A 4,578-nucleotide genomic window follows, 5' to 3' on the forward strand; every position below is an offset into this window, starting at 1 on the left:
CTTTGGCACCTTGCGGACCCAGATCGGCGCGAGCGTCAGATTTTCAAGAATGGTTAGATGCGGGAACAGGTTGAAATGCTGAAACACCATCCCGACCTCGGACCGGACCTTGTCGATGTTTTTCAGGTCTGAGGTCAGTTCGGTGCCGTCAACGATGATCTGACCCTGCTGGTGTTCTTCCAGCCGGTTGATGCAGCGGATAAGGGTGGATTTACCCGAACCGGACGGGCCGCAGATCACGATCCGTTCCCCCCGGTTAACGGTCATGTTGATGTCACGCAGAACGTGGAATGTGCCATACCACTTGTTCATCTGGGTGATCTGGATAGCAACTTCGTCGCTGACCTGCATATGGCTGTGGTCAATTTCGCGGGCGATGGCTTCGGACATGTTTCCGGCTCCCTTAGCGATGATCGGTTTTCAGCTTGCCTTCGAGATACATCGAGTACCGCGACATGGCGAAGCAGAAGAGAAAGAAGATAGCGCCGACAAAGATGTAAGGTTCCCAATAGATCCCCTTCCAGTCGGTGGAGGCGCGGACGGCGTCTGTGATGCCTTTTAGCGGGTCCAGCAGGCCGACGAAGACCACCAGCGTGGTGTCTTTGAAAAGGCCGATAAAGGTGGACACGATGCCGGGTATCGATATTTTCAGCGCCTGCGGCATGATGATCAGGCGTTGCGCCTTCCAGTAATCAAGGCCAAGCGCATCCGCCGCTTCATATTGGCCGCGTGGCAGGGCGGCGAGACCGCCGCGCACCACTTCGGCGATATAGGCGGCCGCGAACAGCACCACCATGATGATGACACGCAGGATGATGTCAAAATCGGTGCCCGGCGGCAGGAAGTAGTTGAGCAACAATGAGGCCGTGAACAGCAGGGTGATCAGCGGCACGCCCCGGATGAACTCGATAAACCCGACCGACAGTTTGTTGACGATGAACATGTCGGACTGACGGCCAAGCGCAAGCATCACGCCCAAGGGCAGCGAAAAGGCAATGCCGGTAAAGCCAATTGTGAAGGCAAGGACAAAGCCGCCAAATTCACGTGATCGCACACCTTGGAGCGCAATCGGCAGGATGGATTGCATCGCGTCAGCAGCAGGGCCAGCAAGGAACAACCACCACAGGACCGGAGCCAAAACGGCGGCGATGGTGGCGACGATGGTGCCTGCAAGGGGTTGCACGATCTTTGCAGCGGCATAGCCGATGGCAAAACCTGCGAGCGCCATCACGGGCACCCAGACCGACCCGCCCCACAAAAGCCAGAAGCCGACAGCGGGGTAAACCAGCGAGAACCAGAGCATCTGGCGTGGCAACTTATCAAACAACACTGGAGCAACAGCGACGCAGAGCAGTGCAAAGGTCAGAACCGGGCGCCAATACAGATGCGACGGGTAGAAGCCGAACAGATACTGCGGCCAACGTTCGCGGATAACCGCCCAGCAGGCGCCGGTAGCGCCTTCACCATACCGATCAGCGATGATCTGACGGCATTCGGACAGACTGCTGGCAACCCAGACCGAGCGGGAGAGCCAAGGTGCTATCTGCAGAGTGATGTAGACGACAACCGCGACACCCAGAACGGTCAGAATGCCGTTCAGGACGGACGAGAACAGGTTCTCGCGCACCCATTTCACAGCCCCTGCCTCGGTGATTGGAGGTGTTTGCTGGGGCAGCATTTCGGTGCGCACGAAGGTGCTTGTGCTGGTGTTCATCTCAGCGCTCCTTCAGCTTGACGGAATTGTTGTAGACGTTCATCGCCGATGAAATCAGCAAACTGATGATCAGGTAAATCAGCATCAGAAGCATCATCGCCTCTAGCCCGCGCCCCGTCTGATTCAGCGTGATGCCACCTAGCGTGCCGCGCAGGTCCATGTAACCGACGGCGATGGCAAGCGACGAGTTCTTGGTCAGGTTCAGGTATTGCGAGATCAGCGGCGGAATGATGACCCGAAGCGCCTGTGGCAAAATGATCAGGTTCATCGTGCGACCAGGGCGCAGGCCAAGGGCAAAGGCCGCCTCGGATTGCCCGCGAGAGATGGCGTTGATCCCGGCGCGGACGATTTCGGCGATGAAGGCCGCCGTGTAGAGCGTCAGGGCAAGCCACAGCGCCACGAGCGAGTTCGACACCTGCAATCCGCCGGTGAAGTTAAAGCCTTGCAAGCTGGGGTTATCAAGATGGGTGCCAAGGAACAGGAAGACCAGAATGATCGGACCGAACAGCGCAAGAATCGACTGCCACCATGTGGTGGGCCGAAGGCCGGTGGCCTCTTGAATGCGGGTCGCACGACGCAGGATCGTGCGGTTGATCAGGAAGCCACCGACCAGCGCGGCAACGATCAGCGCAAGGTCAAGGTTCAGCCAGATCGGCCCCAAGGACAGCCAGCCCATCGAATTGTCAAACACCAGCCACGGAACAGCAGTGTAGCGGTTGGTAAAAGCCACCGTGTCGAACAGGACCATCGACGCCGCCGGGTTTTCACCACGGAACGCATTTGGCGCAGGCAATGCCTCGGTGAACACGGTATAGACCATCAAAATCCACAGCAAAAGTGGGATGTTGCGGAATATCTCCACATAAACCGTCATCAATCGGGCAATCACCCAGTTGTTAGACAGGCGCAGAACCCCTGCGATCACCCCAACAACCGTTGCCGCGATACAGCCCAAAAAGGCAATCAGCAGCGTGTTGAGCAGACCAACCAAGGTTGCGCGGGCGTGGCTGCTGTCATTGGTGTATTCTACAAGCGTCTGGTTGATATCGTAGCCCGCACGGTTCCACAAAAATCCGAACGAGATGCCCCGGCCCAGCGCATCAAGATTGCGCAAAAGGTTGTCTATCAGCCAAGCGGCCCCCAACATGACAAGCATGAGCACAACGATCTGAATGGTGATGGAGCGATAGCGGGTGTCGTATATGAGCATCCCGAGCCGAAAGCTGGCTTTCGGTTCTTCCGTGACTACGGCCATTTATTTTCCCCTGAAGTCCGCACGCCCCTGGGCTTTGCCCTTGTGTTTGGGGGCTGCCCCCCGACGCTGCGGATAACCCTGTTCTCACTGTTAGAAAGGGCGCGCCATGAAAGCGCGCCCTTGATTGTCAGTCGATCAACGGAACGGCGGGGTGTAGAGCAGACCGCCTTGGGTCCACTGTGCGTTCAGACCACGCGCCAGACCGATCGGAGTCGACTCGCCGATGGTTGCCGCAAAGATCTCGCCATAGTTGCCGCTGGCCTTGATCGCGTTTTTCGCCCATTCGACGTCAAGACCGATCATCGCCCCCAAGTTGTCCGAACTGCCCAGCAAACGCTGAACTTCTGGATTCTGGGACGATGTTGCCAGTTCGTCGATGTTGGCCGAAGTGATGCCGAACTCTTCGGCAGCAACCAGCGCGTTCATCGTCCAGCGAATCACGTCACCCCAAGCGCTGTCACCATGACGCACGGCAGGCCCAAGCGGTTCTTTGGAGATGATTTCAGGCAGGATGATGTGGTTATCAGGGTCTGCAAAAGCAGCGCGGGTGGCTGCAAGGCCCGTTGCAGCGGTGGGGTAAGCATCGCAGGCACCAGCCAGATACTGCTGTTCGCCTTCAGCGTTGGTTTCGATCGGAACCGCTGTGTAAGCCATATTGTTGGCTTTGAAGTAGTCAGCCAGGTTCAGTTCAGTGGTGGTGCCGGTCTGGATACAGATCGTTGCGCCGTTCAGCTCTTTTGCGGAAGACACGCCCAGATCCTTGCGAACCATGAAGCCCTGACCGTCATAGTAGTTCACGCCAACGAAATCCATTTTCAGATCCGTATCGCGCGAGAAGGTCCAAGTGGTGTTGCGGACAAGAAAGTCGATCTTGCCCGAAGTCAGCTGTTCAAACCGGTCCGACGAGGTGGTCGGGATATAGACCACTTTCGACGCATCGCCGAAGATTGCAGCGGCGACGGCTTTACAAACAGCTACATCAAAGCCCTGCCAGTTACCGCTTGCATCCGGAGCGGCAAAGCCGACCAGACCGGTATTGACGCCGCAGTTCAGTTCGCCACGGGCCTTGACGGTATCAAGCGTCGAGGTGCCCTGCGCCATTGCCACACCTGCGAAAAGGGTGGCTGCGGCGAGGGTGCCGAGGAATACGGATTGTTTCATTCTTACCTCATCCTGAGTAGTCGGCCTTGGGCCGACGTTTTTATATGCCCCGAGGCCGGTTGATGGGCGGACGGGGACGGAACTAGTGGAGGTGAGCCTCTCCCAGTGGAGCTAGTTTCCTCCGAAGCGGTTTGAAAGGTCAAGCGTGTCGCGGGAATTTGCCTAAATTCTTTGCATTCAGGCGGTTTCAAAGCGGCATCGGGCAAGATGGCGTCGTCGCGCCCGTCATTTGGGCAGGATTGTTACCCGCACAAAGTATAGAATCGCTCTGCGGTCAGGAAAGCCTCCTGCCGCAACGCCTCCAGCGCGGCGGCATCCTCGTCTTCGCCCCAAAGCTCGCTCTGCCATTTCTCATCGATTCGGCTCAGACCAAAAGCCTGATCACCCGTCAGCCTTTGGTGGGCAACGGCAAGACCCAGAACGAGCGATCCGGAAATCGCCACTAGGT

The 4,578-nt window shown here is 57.5% G+C and carries 4 protein-coding genes and 1 pseudogene; all 5 read right to left on the reverse strand.

The genetic code is table 11. The annotated features are described in order from the left end of the window. On the reverse strand, window positions 1–390 hold a 390-nt coding region (locus U1A24_RS12070), incomplete at its 3' end, for an ATP-binding cassette domain-containing protein (protein ID WP_322322219.1). 13 nt (window positions 391–403) lie between these two features. Beyond that, complete coding sequence (locus tag U1A24_RS12075) at window positions 404–1,714, reverse strand: amino acid ABC transporter permease (protein ID WP_305250286.1); 1,311 nt, start codon at window positions 1,712–1,714, stop codon at window positions 404–406. Between the two features lies 1 nt (window position 1,715). Then, window positions 1,716–2,969 (reverse strand): amino acid ABC transporter permease, encoded by a 1,254-nt coding sequence (locus tag U1A24_RS12080; RefSeq protein ID WP_305250287.1) that lies wholly within the window; start codon window positions 2,967–2,969, stop codon window positions 1,716–1,718. Window positions 2,970–3,104: 135 nt separating this feature from the next. Then, on the reverse strand, window positions 3,105–4,130 hold the full coding sequence (locus U1A24_RS12085; RefSeq protein ID WP_322322220.1) for an amino acid ABC transporter substrate-binding protein: 1,026 nt from the start codon (window positions 4,128–4,130) through the stop codon (window positions 3,105–3,107). A gap of 242 nt (window positions 4,131–4,372) precedes the next feature. Then, window positions 4,373–4,578: pseudogene (locus U1A24_RS12090) on the reverse strand (ATPase); the annotation flags it as partial.

The organism is Cypionkella sp., assembly GCF_034376685.1.
In the GTDB taxonomy this organism is placed as follows: domain Bacteria; phylum Pseudomonadota; class Alphaproteobacteria; order Rhodobacterales; family Rhodobacteraceae; genus Cypionkella.

What these genes read in the sequence shown, in the direction of transcription:
- U1A24_RS12080 (WP_305250287.1), bottom strand. Translation starts at nt 2,969, where the DNA reads ATGGCCGTAGTCACGGAAGAACCGAAAGCCAGCTTTCGGCTCGGGATG.
- U1A24_RS12085 (WP_322322220.1), bottom strand. Translation starts at nt 4,130, where the DNA reads ATGAAACAATCCGTATTCCTCGGCACCCTCGCCGCAGCCACCCTTTTC.
- U1A24_RS12075 (WP_305250286.1), bottom strand. Translation starts at nt 1,714, where the DNA reads ATGAACACCAGCACAAGCACCTTCGTGCGCACCGAAATGCTGCCCCAG.